The organism is Gordonia hirsuta DSM 44140 = NBRC 16056, assembly GCF_000333015.1.
GTDB classification, from domain to species: Bacteria; Actinomycetota; Actinomycetes; order Mycobacteriales; family Mycobacteriaceae; genus Gordonia; species Gordonia hirsuta.
This window is the reverse complement of record NZ_BANT01000027.1, coordinates 40932-56353: the sequence shown is the minus strand read 5'-3', so window position 1 is coordinate 56353 and position 15422 is coordinate 40932. Positions and strand designations below refer to the sequence as shown.

The window sequence follows — 15422 nt, the reverse complement described above, 5'->3', positions numbered from 1 at the left end:
ACCGCGACCTGCCGGGGTGAGTCGCGACTTGCCCACGCGCCCGGGCCGGAACCAAGCAGTTGCTAGGGTGGGGGAACCGGAACGAGGGAGGCTGCACGTGGCAACCAGGGCCGCAGGAGTAACGCGCCGGGACGAGTTGCTCGGAATCGCCGGAGAGCTGTTCGCCGCGCGGGGCCTGCGGGCCACGACGGTGCGCGATATCGCCGACACCGCCGGGATCCTCTCGGGCAGTCTGTACCACCACTTCGACTCCAAGGAGTCGATGGTCGACGAGTTGCTGCGTGGCTTCCTCGACGCGCTGTTCGCCCGCTACCGGGAGATCGTCGCCTCCGGGCTCAGTGCCACCGAGACGCTGCGGCAACTGGTGATCGTCTCCTTCGAGTCCATCGATGCCCACCACACCGCCGTCGCGATCTACCAGAACGAGGCCCGGCAACTGGCCGGTCAGGAACGTTTCGCCTACATCGGGGAACGCAACACCGAATTCCATCAGCTCTGGGAGTCGGTACTGCGGCGCGGGGTCGACGACGGCGAGTTCCGGGCCGACCTGGATGTGGATCTGGTGTACCGGTTCCTGCGCGACACCGTCTGGGTGGCGGTGCGGTGGTACCGGCCGGGCGGGGAGAAGCCGGTCGAGGTGGTCGCCGGCCAGTATCTGGCCGTGGTGCTGGACGGCATCGTCCCGAGGTGACCGGAATCGGCTTCGGTTAATCATCACTTACTGAATTTCGCGGTTCGCCGGACACCGGCGAGGCGGCGGCGCATACTGGGCACATGAGTGAAGTGCCCCAGGACACGGCAGTGCAGGTGCGACGATGGCTGGAGGTCTACGGCGCCGAGGACGCCGACGCCGCTCACCTGCTGGTGGATCGGCACGACCCGGATCAGATCGCCTTCACCCAGATCGACGCCGAATCCGAGGGTGGGCTGACGGCCACGGACATCACCTTCGGGCAGCTGGCCGAGGACTCTCGCCGGCTGGCCACCGCACTGGCGAGCCGCGGTGTCGGCCGCGGCGATGCGGTCGGTGTGCTGATGGGTAAACGCTCGGAGCTGGTGGTCTCGCTGCTGGCCCTGGCGCGCTTGGGGGCGGTCTACATCCCGCTGTTCACCGCCTTCGCCACTCCGGCCATCGAGATGCGGTTGCGCGGCGCCTCGGCGAAGCTGGTGATCACCGAACCGAGCCAGGTCGGCAAGGTCGAGGACCTCGACGGGGTCGAGGTGATCGTGGCCGGCCCGCAGTTCGACGGCCTGATCGCCGACAGTGAGCCGCTGCCGCAGTCGGTCGCCGTCGGCGGCGACGGCCCGCTGGTGCTGCTGTTCACCAGCGGCACCACCGGCAGCCCCAAGGGCGTCCCGGTCCCGGTGCGCGCGCTGGCCTCGTTTCATGCCTACTTCGAGTACGGGCTGGATGTGGCCGCCGACGACGTCTTCTGGAATGCGGCCGACCCGGGCTGGGCGTACGGCCTCTATTACGGGATCCTCGGACCGCTGGCCACCGGCCGGCGCAATCTGCTGCTCAACGCCGGCTTCTCCCCGGAGGCGATGGCCGAGATCCTCACCCGTTTCGGCGTGACCAATCTGGCCGCCGCACCGACGGTCTACCGCAGCCTCTCCAACAATCCGTCCTTCACCGGCTTCCAGCTGCGCCGGGCGTCCTCGGCCGGTGAGCCGCTGACCCCGGACGTGGTCGAGTGGGCCAAGTCCGCGCTGGGCTGCGAGGTGCGTGACCATTACGGCCAGACCGAACACGGCATGTTCATCAACAATCACTGGAACGACGTCCTGCGCCGGCCGGTGGTCCCCGGTTCGATGGGCTACGCGATGCCCGGCTTTCGCTGCGGGATCGAGGCGGGCGAGATCGCGATCGACACCGCGGCCAGCCCCCTGATGTGGTTCACCGGTTACCTCGACGCCCCGGAGAAGACGGCCTCGCGGTTCACCGGTCCCGACCGCAGCGGGTGGTATCTGACCGGCGATGCCGGCCGCGAGGAAGACGGCAGGTTCTTCTTCACCGCCCGCGACGACGACGTGATCATCATGGCCGGATACCGGATCGGCCCGTTCGATGTGGAGAGCGTCCTGATCACCCATCCCTCGGTGCTCGACGTCGCCGTGGTCGGCCGCCCCGACCAGTTGCGCGGCGAGGTCCTGGAGGCCTTCTGCGTGCTGGCCGACGGGGTCGCCGGAACCGATGAGCTCGAGGCCGAACTGCAGCAGCTGGTCAAGACCGGGTTCGCCGCCCACGCGTATCCGCGGACCGTGCACTGGGTGGACGAGCTGCCCAAGACCCCCAGCGGGAAGATCCAGCGGTTCAAGCTTCGTCAGCAGTAGCGGCGCCGGTGTCGGGGACGGTGGATTCGGTGACGGTGAACTTGTGGTTGCGCGCGAGCTGGCGGGTCGGACCGACGATCCGGGTCAGCACCGGCCGGTAACGCAGGTGTGAGTTCCATACGCACCACAACCGGCCGCCCGGGGCCAGGGTCCGGGCGGCCTCGGCGAACAGATGCCGGGCGATACCGGCCGTCAGCGCCGCATCGCTGTGGAACGGCGGATTGAGCAGGATCAGTTCCTGCGACCGGTCGGCCAGGTCCTCCAGCCCGTCGGCCGCGACCACCTCGATCCGGTCGTCCAGCCCGTTGGCCGCCGCGGTCGCCCGCGCCGAGGCCACAGCGAGCGCCGAGCGGTCGGTGGCCACGACCCTCAGATGCGGCCGCCGGGCGGCCAGTGCCGCGGCGACCACACCGGAACCGCAGGCCAGGTCGACGGCGGTGGCCGTGTCCGGCAGGGCGTGGAGCTGCTCGAGCAGCAGCCGGGTGCCGATGTCCAGGGAGGCACCGGCGAAGACGCCGCCGTGGGCCATCAGCGTCAGGTCGTAGTCGGCCAGCATCGTGGAGTGCGGCCAGCGCGCCAGTGCGGCGGCGGCATCGGCCGGGCGCGGGCCGCTGGCGATGAGGACCCGCGACTTCTGGCGGGCATGGGTCACGTCGACGCGGTCGAAGACGGTGCGCAACACTTCGTTCATCCGCGCAGTCATGTGTTTGATCCGGCCGCCGGCGAACACCTGCACCGCCGGATCGGCGTGGGCGGCGATCAGGGCGGCGGTTTCGGCCAGCCGGTCCAGCGACCGTGGCAGCCGCAGCAGTACCGTGCGCGCCCCGGACACCAGGTCCGGATCGAAGTCGCACGAGCGGAAGTCCGGGAGCGGGCGGTCGGCGGTCAGTCGCCGGCTGTTGGCGGCCAGGGCCCGCCGCCCGGTCAGCAGATCCTGATGCACCCGGATGTCGCGCGCCCCCAGCGCGGCCGCACCCAGCGTCAGGGCGCCGTAGGCGTCGTCGATCACCACCACCGTCCCGGCCGGGGCGGCGCGCAGCGCCCCGGCGGACTCGTCGAGCAGGAGCCGGTCGGCGGCATCGACGGCGACCAGGTCCGGTCCGTCGATATCCGGAGAGCGGCGCAGCGCGGTGAAGTCCACAGCAGCCGACACTACTGTGTTTGCGCGGTGCGTTCGCGCACGGCAAGGTGGGTTGATCATCGACGGCGGCGATGAGGAGGGAAGCAGATATGACCCAGCGGCGACAGCGTTCGATCCTGCGAGGGGCGGCGGCGGCAGGGGCGCTGGCCGCACTGGTGGCGGTCGGCGGCTGCACCGTCGACGGAGATGCCACCCGCGCCGAAGGATCGGGCGGCCCGGCAGCCTCGTCGACGGCCGGCGCCCCGGCCCCGGGCAGCGCGGCGTCAGGATCGTCGTCGGGCTCGCCGTCGGCGTCAGCCTCCTCCTCGCCATCCTCGGCTGCGCAGGTGTCGCCGGCTCCGTCGCCGGGTTCGTCGTCGTCCGCTCCCGAACCGGCCGGCAGCGGACTGGCCGCCCGGGCCTGGACCATGACGTGCAGCGACTACCGCAAGCTCACCCCGGACGAGCAGAAGGAGGTCACCGTCGAACTGGGACGCCGCCTGAACAAGAAGCAGTTGCGGGAGAACGACCGCTCGTGGGCGATCGTCAACTCATTCTGTGACGGCGGTCTGGTCCGCAACAGTCCCGGAGTCCGCGACAGCGAGTGAGCGCAGGCGCGCGTGCGCCTGAGTCATCACCGACTGGATCAGCTCCTGGCAGCTGGGCAGATCGTCGATCATGCCGACCACCTGACCCGACGCCAGCACGCCGGCCTCGGTGTTGCCGTCGACCAGGCCGGCCCGCAGCAGCATCGGGGTGTTACCGGCCATGATGATCTGCTGCCAGGTGCGTTCGCCCGACTTCTTCATAGAGCGGCCGTCGCGCAGCAGGGTGGTCCAGCGCATACCGGTCATCTGCTTGAACTCGTTGGCGTTGCGGGCCGCAGCCGCCAGCGCCTTGGCCCGCGAGCCGCTCTCCAGCGCCGCGACCAGCTCGGTGCGCAGCACCCGGTGTGGCATGCCGTCCACCTTGGTCGAGACCACGGTGTCGGCCAGCCCGCGCTGCAGATACTCCTGCTTGACGCTGTCGGGCACCGCCGAATCCGAGGTCAGCAGGAAGCGGGTGCCCATCGCGATGCCCTCGGCGCCGTAGGCCAGGGCCGCCACCAGACCGCGGCCGTCGAAGAAGCCGCCGGCAGCGACCACCGGGATCGAGGTGGGTCCGTCGGCGCCGCCGAGCGCATCGATCACCGACGGCAGCAGCAGCGAGGTCGCCACCGGTCCGGTGTGCCCGCCGCCCTCGCCGCCCTGCACGATCACCGCGTCGGCGCCCCAGGAGGCCACCTTGACCGCGTGTTTGGCCGCCCCGATCGAGGGGATCACCACCGATCCGGCGCTTTTGAGCTTGTCGATCAGCTCGGGACGGGGGGCCAGCGCGAAGGAGGCGACCTTGACGCCCTCGCGGATCATCAGGTCCACGCGCTCGGCGGCATCGGTGGCGTCGGCGCGCAGATTGACCCCGAACGGGCGGTCGGTGAGCGATTTGGTCTTGGCGATCGCCGCCTCGAGTTCGGCGAAGGTCATCGTCGCCGAGGCCAGGATGCCCAGCCCGCCGGCGTTCGCGGTCGCCGCGGTCAGCGACGGCCCGGACACCCAGCCCATCCCGGTCTGCACGATCGGGTAGTCGACGCCGACCAGTTCGGTGAACCGGGTGGCGATCGGGGCGGCCCTCACGAGCGGACCTCCCGGTCGCGGACGCCCGTGGGATCGAGGACCTCCCGGATCAGCTGCAGCTGCTGCGCGGTGGGCGCGGGCGTCTGCGGGGCCGATTCCAGATCGGCGATCGGGAAACCGGTGTTCTCGGCGACCTGTTCGGCGGTGACCCCCGGGTGCAGCGACAGCGCGCGCATGGTGTGGTCGGGACCGCCGAAGTCGAAGACGCCCAGATCGGTGACGACGCGGTGGATGTGCACATCGTCGAACGCGGGATTGTCCGGATCGACCTTGTCGAAGCCGACGCCGCAGACGATGTCGACGCTCTGGCCGAAGACCCGGCTGCTGTGCCGGGGCACCCAGTAGCTGGTGGCGTGGTTGATCGTGTTCCCGGGCGCACCGCGCACCCCGAACATCTGCCGGGTCGGGTGCTGCAGCGGCCCGAACGCCGACAGGTTCTGGTTGCCGTGCCGGTCGATCTGGTTGGCGCCCATCACCACGTGGCGGCGGCCGCTGGCCAGGGTGTCGAAGACCTTCCGGAACGGCAACCAGCCCTCGATGGCGCCGGTCCGACCGATCGCCGGGGTGTCGGCCAGGATCAGCGCCTCGCCGTCGGTGATGAGCAGATCCGGTTCGGTGGTCAGCCGCGCTAGGCGGGCGCCCAGCAGCGGGACGGGCGCCATCGGGGAGGCCATGATCTCCCCGGCCCCGGTGAAGATGTCGGCGCAGGCCGCCACGCAGTATTCGGCGCGGGTCGCTCCGGTGCCGGTCACCGCGGCGGTGGTGTCGGTCGAAGTCACTTCGGGTCCTCCTGTTCGGCGTGCCACGTGGCCACCTCGGCCTGATAGGTCGGTTCGTCGACGTCCAGGAAGCGGGTGCGGAAGGCCGCCCACTTCTCCTCGTCGCCGGCCGATTCGACATAGAACTTCTGGAAGGCATCGTCGCGCGGGTACTCCCCGGCGAAGGTGAAGTGCGCGCCGTTGGGGGTCTCGATGACGCGGTCGACGTGCATCCGGCTCACGACCAGGCGCTGCGGTACGACGGCGTCGACCAGGTCTTCGGTCGGCACCAGCCGGTCGGTCTCGACGTAGCGGCGCTGCGCGGCGGCCAGGTACAGGTCGTCGAAGTAGGGGTCGACGCCGGTGTAGGCGGCGTTGCCGTGCCGGTCGGCCAGATCCAGGTGCACCAGGGCCGCATCCAGGGTCAGCGCCGGCATGGCGATCAGCGTCTGAGTGCGTCCGTCCGCATCGGGATAGGGGGAGACGACGGTCTTGAGCTCGCCCTCCCAGAAGTCGGGCACCGACGAGCCCAGCCCGGCACGGATCGGCAGGAACGGCAGCCGCGCGGCGGCCGCCTCCAGTCCGGCCTTGATCATGCCCTCGTCCATCTCCCGCGATTCGATGGCGCCGGCGAGGCGGGCCTGGGCGAACCACGGATCGTAGAAGGGCGCCGAATCCAGGGAGACGAAACCGTAGTAGGCGCGACGGACCTTGCCGGCGGCGCACAGCAGGCCCAGGTCGGCCCCGCCGTAGGTGACCACCGTCAGGTCTTTCACGTCCGAGCGGGCCAGTGCCCGCACCAGGGCCATCGGCTTGCGCCGTCCGCCCCAGCCGCCGATGCCGATCGTCATGCCGTCTTCGATCTCGGCGACCACCTGATCCAGGGTGCTCGTCTTGTCTCGCGGCCCGCTGCCGTGGGTCATGTCAGCGTGCTCCCTTCTCCACAAAGGCGTCGCGGTGCTCGTCGGCGACGCCGGCCAGATTCAGTTCGTAGGTGTACCGCTGTTCGAGCAGGTAGCTCTTCTTCACGTCGACCGGGTCGATGTTGTTGATCGCGGCTTTGGCCGCCCGGATGACGCGGGTGTCTTTGGCGGCGATCTCGCCGGCGACCTCCAGCGCCGCATCGAGCAGATCCTGCTGCGGCACGACGCGGTATACCGAGCCGAAGCGTTCGAGCTCTTCGGCGGTGATGTTGCGGGCGGTGAAGTACAGGGCTCGCATCAGGTGCGCCGGCACCAGCCGGGCCAGGTGGGTGGCGGCACCGAGGGCGCCGCGGTCCACCTCGGGCAGGCCGAAGACGGTGCCCTCGGCGGCCACGATCACATCGGCGTTGCCGACGAGGCCGATGCCGCCGCCGACGCAGAAGCCGTGCACTGCCGCGATCACCGGGACGGCGCAGTCGTAGACGGCCGAGAACGCTGCGGCGCAGCCCTGGTTGGCGCCGATGAGCGCCTCGAAGCCCTCGGTGGACTGCATCTCCTTGATGTCCACGCCGGCGTTGAAGCCGCGGCCCTGGGCCGCCAGGATCACCACGCGGGTCTGCGGGTCGTCGCCGGCGGCCAGCACCGTTTCGGCGAGGGTGAACCAGGCGGCGCTCGGTAGCGCGTTCACCGGTGGGTAGTCGGCGGTGACCACGACGATTCCGTCGCCGGTGCGGGTGGTGCTGATCGGCATTGTGTGAACTCCTGACCGCTATACCAAGCAAATGCTTGGTTGTTTGCTACGGTAGCACTATGACCGAGCAGGTGCAGCCGGGGCAGCTGGGCCTCGACGGAAAGATCGTTCTGGTGACCGGTGGGGTCCGCGGCGTCGGCGCCGGGATCGCCGCCGTGCTGGCCGGGCTGGGCGCCACACCGGTGGTGTGTGCGCGGCGCGGGCCCGATTCCTCGTCGGCGGAGCGCGCTCCCGGCGAGTTCGTGGCCTGCGATGTGCGTGATCCGGAGCAGGTCGGTGAACTGGTCGCCGGCATCGTCGATCGGCACGGCCGACTGGACGGGGTGGTTAACAATGCCGGCGGCTCACCGTTCGCCCTGACTGCCGACGCCTCGGACTCGTTCGCAGCCAAGATCGTGGCCCTGAACCTGCTCGCACCGCTGACCGTGGCGCGGGCCGCACATGCGGTGATGACCGGTCAGCCCGGCGGCGGTGCGATCGTCAACGTCTCGAGTGTGAGCGGCCACCGGCCGTCACCGGGGACCGCAGCCTACGGCGCGGCCAAGGCCGGACTGGACAATCTGACCGGTTCGCTGGCGGTCGAATGGGCGCCGCAGGTGCGCATCAACTCGGTGATCGCCGGACCGGTGCAGACCGAATCGTCCCACCTGCACTACGGCGACGAGGCCGGGGTCGCTGCGGTCGGGGCGACCATCCCGATGGGCCGGCTGGCCCGGCCGTCCGATATCGGCCATGCGGTGGCGTTCCTGCTGTCACCGCTGGCCGCCTACATCACCGGTTCGACGCTGACCGTGCACGGCGGCGGGGAGAAGCCCGCCTTCCTGGACGCGGCGAACGCCGGAAACGACGTCCAGCAGGTTCAGACCCAGAAGAGTGAGACATCGTGAGCGATACAGGAAACACCGGACGCACCGTGATCGTGACCGGCGCCGGACAGGGCATCGGCCGCGAACACGCGCTGGCCTTCGCCGCCGACGGGGCCGCCGTGGTGGTCAACGACTACCAGGCCGACGCCGCCGAAGCAGTCGCCCAGCAGATCCGCGAGAGCGGGGGACGGGCGGTCGCCGCTCCCGGCGACGTCGCCGACTGGGCGACCGGCGAACAGATCGTGCAGACCGCGATCGAGCAGTTCGGCGAACTGGACGTGCTGGTGAACAATGCCGGCTTCGTGCGCGACCGGATGCTCATCTCCCTGTCGGAAGAGGAATGGGACGCGGTGGTGCGCGTGCACTTGAAGGGGCACTTCGTGTTGCTGCGGCACGCCGGGGCGTACTGGCGAGCCCAGGCCAAGGCCGGAACTCCGCGGCAGGCGCGGGTGATCAACACCTCCTCGGGGGCCGGCATCTTCGGCTCGGTCGGGCAGGGCAACTACGCCGCGGCCAAGGCGGCGATCGCGCAGCTCACCATCCAGGCGGCCAGCGAACTGGTCGGCTACGGGGTCACCGTCAATGCGATCGCACCGGCGGCGCGCACCCAGATGACGATGGGTGCCGGGGAGGTGATGGCCGCGCAGATGGCCGCCCCCGACGACGGGTCCTTCGACGCGATGGACCCGGCGAACATCTCGCCGCTGGTGGTGTGGCTCGGCTCGCCGGCCTCGGCCGACGTCACCGGGCGGGTCTTCGAGGTGGAGGGCGGTGTGGTCACCGTGCTCGACGGCTGGCAGCGCGCCGCCTCGGTGGACAAGGGGGCGCGCTGGACCCCGGCCGAGCTGGGGCCCGTCGTCGCAGACCTGCTGGACCGTTCACCGGTACAGGTCAAGCCCTATGGCGCCCGCTGAGCAGGCCGCCATCGCCGCCGCGCGGGCCTACGTCGACGCGCTGGTGACCCACGATCCGGCGCCGGTGCCACTGCACCCGGACTGCATCCGCCACGAACTGGGTGTCAAGACCGGCCGCAGCGGCGCGCACATCGCCGCCAGCCTGGCGCGCGGCCCGCAGTTCCGGCTGATCCACGCCGTCAGCGATTTCACCGCCCGCGTCGACGGCGACCGGGTGCACACCCGGTATCTGGTGCACGTGCGACCGACGCTCCTGCGGCTGGCCGCGCCGGTCTCGGAAACCTTTCAGGTCGACGACGCCGGGGCGATCACCGCCATCACCGCACGATTCGGGCCGCCCCGCCGCGTGTGAATCGCGCAGGGGCGGCCCGGAGGTCGTCGCCGTCTGCCGGTCAGGCGCTGGGTGCGCGCACCACCATCGGCACACCCGGGAAGGCGATCGCCATCTCGGTGCGCGACTTGCGCAGTGCTGCGGTGCCGTAGCCGTGCTTGCGCTTCTCGGGACGGATCCAGATGCGCACATCCACCTCGCCGGAACCGGTGAGCTCGCCGAGCACCAGGCCGATCTTGTCGGCGCCCTCGACAGCGACCAGCCAGACGGCATCCTCGTCGTCGACGCGTTTGACACCCTTGGCGATCTCCTCCGACAGTTCGCCGGCCGGTGCCCCCGAGCCGTCCAGGGCCACGTGCAGTTCGTCGGTGCACTCGGACATCAGGTCCGCGTCGGCGTCGGCGGAGAACGGGCGCAGTCCCAGGGTGTCGCCGGAGGCGGCCGGACGCTCGGCCGCGGTGAAGGTGAGTTCGGCGTTGAGGTCGTCGAGCTCGGCCTGATGGCGGCGGCGGGCCTCCTTGGTGAGCTGATGGAAGGACATGTTCATCACCGAATCGACGGCGGCGGGCGAGGCGCCCAGCAACTCGGCGACCGCAGCGACGGCGGAGGGGCGGTCCTCGGCCTCGACGACGACGTCGAGGAGCTCGTGACGACGCTCCAGAGCGGTGAGCACGGTTTGGGTCAATTCGCGGCGGTCGGTGGCCTTGTCAACATCGGTCATGGCATCGATGGTAGGCCCGAATCGGCCCGCGTGGTGGACTTGTCCCGAGGTTTTTACCTGCGCGTCTTCCGAAATACTGAAACACGTTCTAGTGTGGGCTCGTGGCGGAAAATGTGACTGGCGAGTCTACTGACGAGTACCTGCGAACCGGCGTGCATCTGGGCGATCTGATGGTCTCGGCCCTGCACCGGCACGCCGACCGGCCGGTCCTGCAGATCGGTGACACCGAACTGACCGGGCGGCAGATGGCCGAGGCGATCAGCCGCTATGTGCAAGCCTTCGAGGGGGTCGGCGCCGGCGTCGAATCGGGGAGCGGGCCGGCCGTCGGACTGCTGGCGCTCAACCGGCCGGAGGTGCTGCTGGTGATCGGTGCCGGCCAGACCCGCGGGTGGCGCCGCACCGCCCTGCATCCGCTCGGTTCCCTCGACGACCACGCCTATGTCCTGAACGACGCCGGCGTGCGGACGCTGGTGATCGACCCGAACCCGATGTTCGTCGAGCGCGCCGCCGCCCTGCTGGAGAAGGTGCCCGCACTGACGCAGATCCTCACCCTGGGACCGGTGCCTCCGGAGCTGAGCGAGGTGGGGGTGGACATCGTCGCCGAGGCTGAGAAGTATCGCGCACAGCCGCTGACCGCCGCGCTGCTGCCACCCGACCACGTGGTCTCGGTGACCTATACCGGTGGCACCACCGGCAGACCCAAGGGCGTGATCGGCACCGCCCAGGCGATGGCCACGATGACCTCGATCCAGCTGGCCGAATGGGAGTGGCCCGACCGGCCGCGCTTTCTGATGTGCACCCCGCTCTCACACGCCGGGGCGGCGTTCTTCGTGCCGACGCTGATGACCGGCGGCAGCATGGTGGTCCTGGGCCGCTTCGATCCGGCGCAGGTGCTCGAGACGATCGAGCGCGAGCAGATCACCGCCACCATGCTGGTCCCGTCGATGCTCTACGCCCTGCTCGACCACCCGGATTCACACACCCGTGACCTCAGCTCCCTGCAGACGGTGTACTATGGCGCTTCGGCGATCAACCCGGTGCGGCTGGCCGAGGCCATCGACCGCTTCGGGCCGGTCTTCGCCCAGTACTACGGCCAGTCCGAGGCGCCGATGGCGATCAGCTATCTGCGCACCGACGAGCACACCCCGGAGCGGCTGGGCAGTTGCGGCCGGCCGTCGTCGTTCCTGCGCACGGCCCTGCTCGACGACCAGGGCCGCCCGGTCCCGCAGGGGGAGCCGGGGGAGATCTGCGTATCCGGGCCGCTGCTGGCCGGAGGCTATCTGGGCCTGCCCGAACAGACCGCCGAGGCCTTCCGGGACGGCTGGCTGCACACCGGCGACGTGGCCCGCGAGGACGCGGAAGGCTTCTGGTACATCGTCGACCGGACCAAGGACATGATCGTCACCGGCGGCTTCAACGTCTTCCCGCGCGAGGTGGAGGACGTGGTGGCCGCCCACCCGGCGGTGGCTCAGGTCGGGGTGATCGGGGTGCCCGACGACAAGTGGGGCGAGGCGGTGACCGCGGTGGTGGTGCTGCGCACCCCGGCCGATTCGGGCCCGGGTGAATCGGCCGGTGGTGAATCGGTGCTGGCCGAAGCCGAGGTGGCTGCGCAGATCCAGCAGGCGGTCAAGGAGGCCAAGGGTGCGGTGCACTCGCCCAAGACGGTGATCTTCACCGATCAGCTGCCGCTGACCGCGCTGGGCAAACCCGATAAGAAGGCCTTGCGCGCCCGCTACGCCTGACACCGGATCGAGCCTGAGCCGGATCGCCGCGAGACGGCGTCGAGAGGGTGATCATGGAGTCATGACCGATCACCTGCCCGCAGAACTGATCGACGGCCTGCGCGTGCGTGCGGCACATCCGGTCACCGGCGGAGACATCGCCCGTGCCTACCGCCTGGACACTCCCGACGGGCCGCTGTTCCTCAAATACGCACCCGATCCGGCGCCGGACCTGTTCACCCGCGAAGCCGCCGGCCTGCAGATCCTGCGCGCCCATCGCGGCGGACTCGGGGTCCCCGAGGTGCTGCGCCAGAGCGACTCGGGGCTGGTGCTCGAATGGATTTCGGCCGGTCCGCCGGGGCCGGCCACCGACACCGATTTCGGGCGGGAACTGGCCGGACTGCACGCGGTCACCCATCCGACGTTCGGGGCGATCGACGGTGCGCCGACCGGTTACCTGGGATCGGTGCCGATCGATCTGAGGCCCACCGAGGACTGGCCGGAGTTCTTCTTCACCCGCCGGGTGGTGCCGCTGATCGGGCGCGCGATCGCCGCGGGGGAACTGCCCGGGCGGGCGCGGACCCTGGCCGAACGGCTTGCACCGCGCGCCGGCGAGCTGTGCGGCCCACCCGAGCCGCCGGCGCTGGTGCACGGCGACCTGTGGGCGGGCAACCGGATGATCGGCCGGGCGGGTGCGCAAGACGCCCCGGCGGACCGGGCGACCGGACACAACTGGCTGATCGACCCGGCGGCGCACTGGGCGCACCGGGAGATCGACCTGGCGATGATGACGCTGTTCGGCGGCTTCGGCGAGGACTGCTTCGCCGCCTACGACGAGGCCTTCCCGCTCTCGGCCGGCTGGCGGGATCGGCTGCGCTGGTATCAGCTGCCGCCGCTGCTGGTCCACGCGCTGCTCTTCGGGGGAGGCTACGGTGCGGCGGCGCTGCGGGTGCTCGAGCATTACGCGCGCCGACCCGCCGCCTAAGGTGGAGGCATGGCAAAGGCAATCCCGGCGGTGTCCGCCGACATCACCATCGCGGCCGATCCGGCCACCGTTTACGACCTGATCACCGACCTGGACGTGCTCAGTGATCTGGCCGCCGAGACCACCTCGATGACCTGGACCAAGGGCAACAACGCCCACGCCGGGGCGGTGTTCAAGGGCAGCAACCGCAACGGCAAGCACACCTGGACCACCACCTGCACGGTCACCGATGCCCGGCCCGGCAAAGCCTTCGAATTCGAGGTGCGCAGTCTGATGATCCCGATCGCCCGCTGGCGCTACGACCTGGCCGAGGTCGACGGCGGCTGCCTGGTCACCGAGAGCACCATGGACCTGCGGCCGGCCTGGTTCCGGCCGATCGGCACCCTGGCCACCGGCGTCAAGGACCGGGCGGCGACCAACGCCGACCACATCCGGCAGACCCTCGAGCGGCTCAAGGCGCGCGCCGAAGCGCAGTGACGCGGTCCCGGGCCGCACGCGCCTGGGACCACCGGATCAGCCGGCGATGTGCCGCGGACTGTGCACGCCCAGCTCGTGGCCGGTCGCCTCGAGCCACTCGGCGATCGAGACCACCAGTTCCCCGGTGAGCATCCGGCACATCGAATAGGCGATCCGGGCGCCGTGCAGTTTGGCCAGATCGGCCTTCGGCCCGGTGTGCCGGTCGTCGATCGTGCGGTGCCACAAGCTCAGCCAGCGCTCGAAGTGCTGCGGTCCCAAAGCGGTGAGCTCGTGCAGTTCGCGGTGCGGGAGGAACACGTTGCGCCGGTATTCGCCCTGTTTGAGGACGGCTTTGCACCAGAACTCGGCGATGGCCGGCAGATGCACTGACAGATCCATCTGCGCCACGTCGACGAACACCGGGCGCAGCAACTCGTCGGCGAACGCCCGATGATAGAAGTCCCCGAGCAGATCGACGATATCGTCGCGGTCGGCGATGTCTGGCCGTGAAGACCCGGTCATGGCCCCGAGTTTACGCGTGTCGGCGAGGCGGCCATCTGCGCTGTCTACTCCCAGACCAGCGCGCCTGCGGGACCTTCGAGGCCAGTGACCGCAAAGAAGTCACTGGCCTCGGAGAACCCGCCGCTGTCGTGTCGATCTGCGAGAACGCTCAGATGCGTTCGAGGATCGTCGCGGTGGCCAGCGCCCCGCCGGCGCACATGGTCACCAGAGCGGTCTGGCCGTCGCTGCGTTCGAGCTCGTGCAGGGCGGTGGTGATCAGGCGGGAGCCGGTGCTGCCGACCGGGTGCCCCAGTGCGATCGCGCCGCCGTTGACGTTGACCTTGTCCATATCGGGGTTGTGTACCCGGGCCCACGACAGCACCACCGAGGCGAAGGCCTCGTTGATCTCCACCAGATCGATATCGGCCATGCTCATCCCGCTCTGGGCCAGGACCCGCTCGGTGGCCTGGACCGGTCCGTCGAGGTGGTAGTACGGTTCGGCGCCGACCAGTGCTTGGGCCTTGAAGCGTGCGCGCGGGGTCAGTCCCAGCTCGCGGGCCCGGTCGGAGTCCATGATCAGGACCGCGGCCGCCCCGTCGGAGATCTGCGAGGAGTTTCCGGCGGTGTGGATGCCGCCGTCGATCACCGGTTTGAGGCCGGCCAGCGATTCGGCGGTCGTCTCACGCAGTCCCTGGTCGCGGGTGACGGTCAGCGTCTGGCCGGTCGGCTCGCCCTCGCGGGTGCGCTCGGGGGCGGTGACGGTGAGGATCTCGCGGTCGAAGCGGCCCTCGTCCCAGGCGCGCTTGGCGTTGAGCTGTGAGCGCAGACCCAGGGCGTCGACCTCGGCGCGGGTGATTCCGCGGCGGGCGGCGATGCGCTCGGCGGCGTCGAACTGATCGGGCATATCGATGTCCCAGGACTCGGGACGGCGCGGCCCGGCCTCGGCGACCACGTTGGCGCCCAGCGGGACGTGGGACATGCATTCGATGCCGCAGGCGATGCCGACCTCGATCGCCCCCGCCGCGATCTGCCCGGCGATCAGGTGATTGGCCTGCTGCGCCGAGCCGCACTGGCAGTCGACGGTGGTCGCGCCGGTCTGCCAGGGCAGTCCGGCGTGCAGCCAGGCGGTGCGGGTGACGTTGTTGCCCTGCTCGCCGACCTGCATCACGCAGCCGCCGATCACCTGCTCCACCAGCGCCGGGTCGATCCCGGCGCGCTCGATCACCCCGGTCTGCGCCGCTCCGAGGATCTCGGCGGCGTGTAGACCCGAGAGCCAGCCGTTGCGCTTACCGATCGGGGTGCGGACTGCTTCTACGATCACCGGATCGCCCATTCATCTACCTTTCATCGACGCAACCACCAGGAAAG

General features: G+C 70.1%; 17 protein-coding genes. 9 read left to right on the top strand and 8 right to left on the bottom strand.

The annotated features are described in order from the left end of the window. The first annotated feature begins 97 nt into the window (after positions 1–97). Together GOHSU_RS10535 and GOHSU_RS10530 are read left to right on the top strand one after the other, a co-directional pair. Entirely contained in the window at positions 98–691 is a 594-nt protein-coding gene (locus tag GOHSU_RS10535; protein WP_024332565.1) for a TetR/AcrR family transcriptional regulator, read from the top strand. Between the two features lie 83 nt (positions 692–774). Further along, complete coding sequence (locus GOHSU_RS10530) at positions 775–2334, top strand: AMP-binding protein (protein ID WP_005941008.1); 1560 nt, start codon at positions 775–777, stop codon at positions 2332–2334. Here GOHSU_RS10530 and GOHSU_RS10525 read toward each other — a convergent pair. Then, positions 2315–3475, bottom strand: coding sequence for a class I SAM-dependent methyltransferase (locus GOHSU_RS10525; RefSeq protein WP_005941005.1), 1161 nt, complete (start codon positions 3473–3475; stop codon positions 2315–2317). The genes GOHSU_RS10530 and GOHSU_RS10525 overlap by 20 nt on opposite strands. A gap of 89 nt (positions 3476–3564) precedes the next feature. Between GOHSU_RS10525 and GOHSU_RS16310 the strand changes: the two genes are divergently transcribed. After that, entirely contained in the window at positions 3565–4062 is a 498-nt protein-coding gene (locus GOHSU_RS16310) for a hypothetical protein (RefSeq protein ID WP_005941003.1), read from the top strand. Here GOHSU_RS16310 and GOHSU_RS10515 read toward each other — a convergent pair. From GOHSU_RS10515 to GOHSU_RS10500, 4 genes are read right to left on the bottom strand one after another with little or no spacing between them, the layout of a single operon-like run. Further along, positions 4006–5127 (bottom strand): NAD(P)H-dependent flavin oxidoreductase, encoded by a 1122-nt coding sequence (locus GOHSU_RS10515; RefSeq protein ID WP_005941001.1) that lies wholly within the window; start codon positions 5125–5127, stop codon positions 4006–4008. The two genes, GOHSU_RS16310 and GOHSU_RS10515, sit on opposite strands and share 57 nt — an antisense overlap. Then, the gene (locus GOHSU_RS10510) at positions 5124–5906 is read right to left on the bottom strand and encodes a CoA-transferase subunit beta (RefSeq protein WP_005940999.1); all 783 of its coding nucleotides are present in this window, start codon (positions 5904–5906) and stop codon (positions 5124–5126) included. Before GOHSU_RS10510 ends, GOHSU_RS10515 begins: the two co-directional genes overlap by 4 nt. Continuing rightward, positions 5903–6808, bottom strand: coding sequence for a CoA transferase subunit A (locus tag GOHSU_RS10505; protein WP_005940997.1), 906 nt, complete (start codon positions 6806–6808; stop codon positions 5903–5905). Before GOHSU_RS10505 ends, GOHSU_RS10510 begins: the two co-directional genes overlap by 4 nt. Before the next feature lies 1 nt (position 6809). Further along, positions 6810–7559: an enoyl-CoA hydratase family protein gene (locus tag GOHSU_RS10500; protein WP_005940996.1), complete on the bottom strand. Its 750-nt coding sequence runs from the start codon at positions 7557–7559 to the stop codon at positions 6810–6812. A gap of 59 nt (positions 7560–7618) precedes the next feature. Here GOHSU_RS10500 and GOHSU_RS10495 point away from each other — a divergent pair, with 59 nt between their 5' ends. From GOHSU_RS10495 to GOHSU_RS10485, 3 genes are read left to right on the top strand one after another with little or no spacing between them, the layout of a single operon-like run. Further along, on the top strand, positions 7619–8446 hold the full coding sequence (locus GOHSU_RS10495) for an SDR family oxidoreductase (RefSeq protein ID WP_005940995.1): 828 nt from the start codon (positions 7619–7621) through the stop codon (positions 8444–8446). Next, on the top strand, positions 8443–9339 hold the full coding sequence (locus tag GOHSU_RS10490) for an SDR family oxidoreductase (RefSeq protein ID WP_005940993.1): 897 nt from the start codon (positions 8443–8445) through the stop codon (positions 9337–9339). The genes GOHSU_RS10495 and GOHSU_RS10490 overlap by 4 nt, the downstream gene beginning before the upstream one ends. Then, positions 9326–9691 carry a DUF8021 domain-containing protein gene (locus tag GOHSU_RS10485; RefSeq protein ID WP_005940990.1) on the top strand — a complete coding sequence of 122 codons (366 nt, stop codon included), beginning with the start codon at positions 9326–9328 and terminating at the stop codon, positions 9689–9691. The genes GOHSU_RS10490 and GOHSU_RS10485 overlap by 14 nt, the downstream gene beginning before the upstream one ends. A gap of 40 nt (positions 9692–9731) precedes the next feature. Here GOHSU_RS10485 and GOHSU_RS10480 read toward each other — a convergent pair whose 3' ends face one another. Beyond that, on the bottom strand, positions 9732–10391 hold the full coding sequence (locus tag GOHSU_RS10480) for a GNAT family N-acetyltransferase (protein WP_005940987.1): 660 nt from the start codon (positions 10389–10391) through the stop codon (positions 9732–9734). A 101-nt stretch (positions 10392–10492) separates the two neighbouring features. On the opposite strand from GOHSU_RS10480, the gene fadD8 reads away from it, so the two are divergent. The 3 genes from fadD8 to GOHSU_RS10465 all read left to right on the top strand — a co-directional run bounded on the left by fadD8 (position 10493) and on the right by GOHSU_RS10465 (position 13574). Beyond that, positions 10493–12133: a fatty-acid--CoA ligase FadD8 gene (gene fadD8 / locus GOHSU_RS10475; RefSeq protein WP_024332564.1), complete on the top strand. Its 1641-nt coding sequence runs from the start codon at positions 10493–10495 to the stop codon at positions 12131–12133. 61 nt (positions 12134–12194) lie between these two features. Further along, positions 12195–13097, top strand: a complete 903-nt coding sequence (locus tag GOHSU_RS10470) for a fructosamine kinase family protein (protein WP_005940979.1) — start codon at positions 12195–12197, stop codon at positions 13095–13097. Between the two features lie 9 nt (positions 13098–13106). Beyond that, a complete protein-coding gene (locus GOHSU_RS10465) occupies positions 13107–13574 on the top strand; it encodes an SRPBCC family protein (protein WP_005940976.1) in 468 nt (155 codons plus the stop codon). Positions 13575–13610: 36 nt separating this feature from the next. On the opposite strand, the gene GOHSU_RS10460 is transcribed toward GOHSU_RS10465, so the two are convergent. Continuing rightward, positions 13611–14075, bottom strand: coding sequence for a group III truncated hemoglobin (locus GOHSU_RS10460; protein ID WP_005940974.1), 465 nt, complete (start codon positions 14073–14075; stop codon positions 13611–13613). Positions 14076–14223: 148 nt separating this feature from the next. Further along, positions 14224–15387 (bottom strand): steroid 3-ketoacyl-CoA thiolase, encoded by a 1164-nt coding sequence (locus tag GOHSU_RS10455; RefSeq protein ID WP_005940972.1) that lies wholly within the window; start codon positions 15385–15387, stop codon positions 14224–14226. Positions 15388–15422: the final 35 nt, after the last annotated feature.

Bases quoted from the DNA above. Each gene is read 5' to 3' on its own strand.
- GOHSU_RS10530 (WP_005941008.1), top strand. From the start codon at position 775: ATGAGTGAAGTGCCCCAGGACACGGCAGTGCAGGTGCGACGATGGCTG.
- GOHSU_RS16310 (WP_005941003.1), top strand. From the start codon at position 3,565: ATGACCCAGCGGCGACAGCGTTCGATCCTGCGAGGGGCGGCGGCGGCA.
- GOHSU_RS10505 (WP_005940997.1), bottom strand. From the start codon at position 6,808: ATGACCCACGGCAGCGGGCCGCGAGACAAGACGAGCACCCTGGATCAG.
- GOHSU_RS10500 (WP_005940996.1), bottom strand. From the start codon at position 7,559: ATGCCGATCAGCACCACCCGCACCGGCGACGGAATCGTCGTGGTCACC.
- GOHSU_RS10495 (WP_005940995.1), top strand. From the start codon at position 7,619: ATGACCGAGCAGGTGCAGCCGGGGCAGCTGGGCCTCGACGGAAAGATC.
- GOHSU_RS10485 (WP_005940990.1), top strand. From the start codon at position 9,326: ATGGCGCCCGCTGAGCAGGCCGCCATCGCCGCCGCGCGGGCCTACGTC.
- GOHSU_RS10480 (WP_005940987.1), bottom strand. From the start codon at position 10,391: ATGACCGATGTTGACAAGGCCACCGACCGCCGCGAATTGACCCAAACC.
- GOHSU_RS10470 (WP_005940979.1), top strand. From the start codon at position 12,195: ATGACCGATCACCTGCCCGCAGAACTGATCGACGGCCTGCGCGTGCGT.
- GOHSU_RS10465 (WP_005940976.1), top strand. From the start codon at position 13,107: ATGGCAAAGGCAATCCCGGCGGTGTCCGCCGACATCACCATCGCGGCC.
- GOHSU_RS10460 (WP_005940974.1), bottom strand. From the start codon at position 14,075: ATGACCGGGTCTTCACGGCCAGACATCGCCGACCGCGACGATATCGTC.
- GOHSU_RS10455 (WP_005940972.1), bottom strand. From the start codon at position 15,387: ATGGGCGATCCGGTGATCGTAGAAGCAGTCCGCACCCCGATCGGTAAG.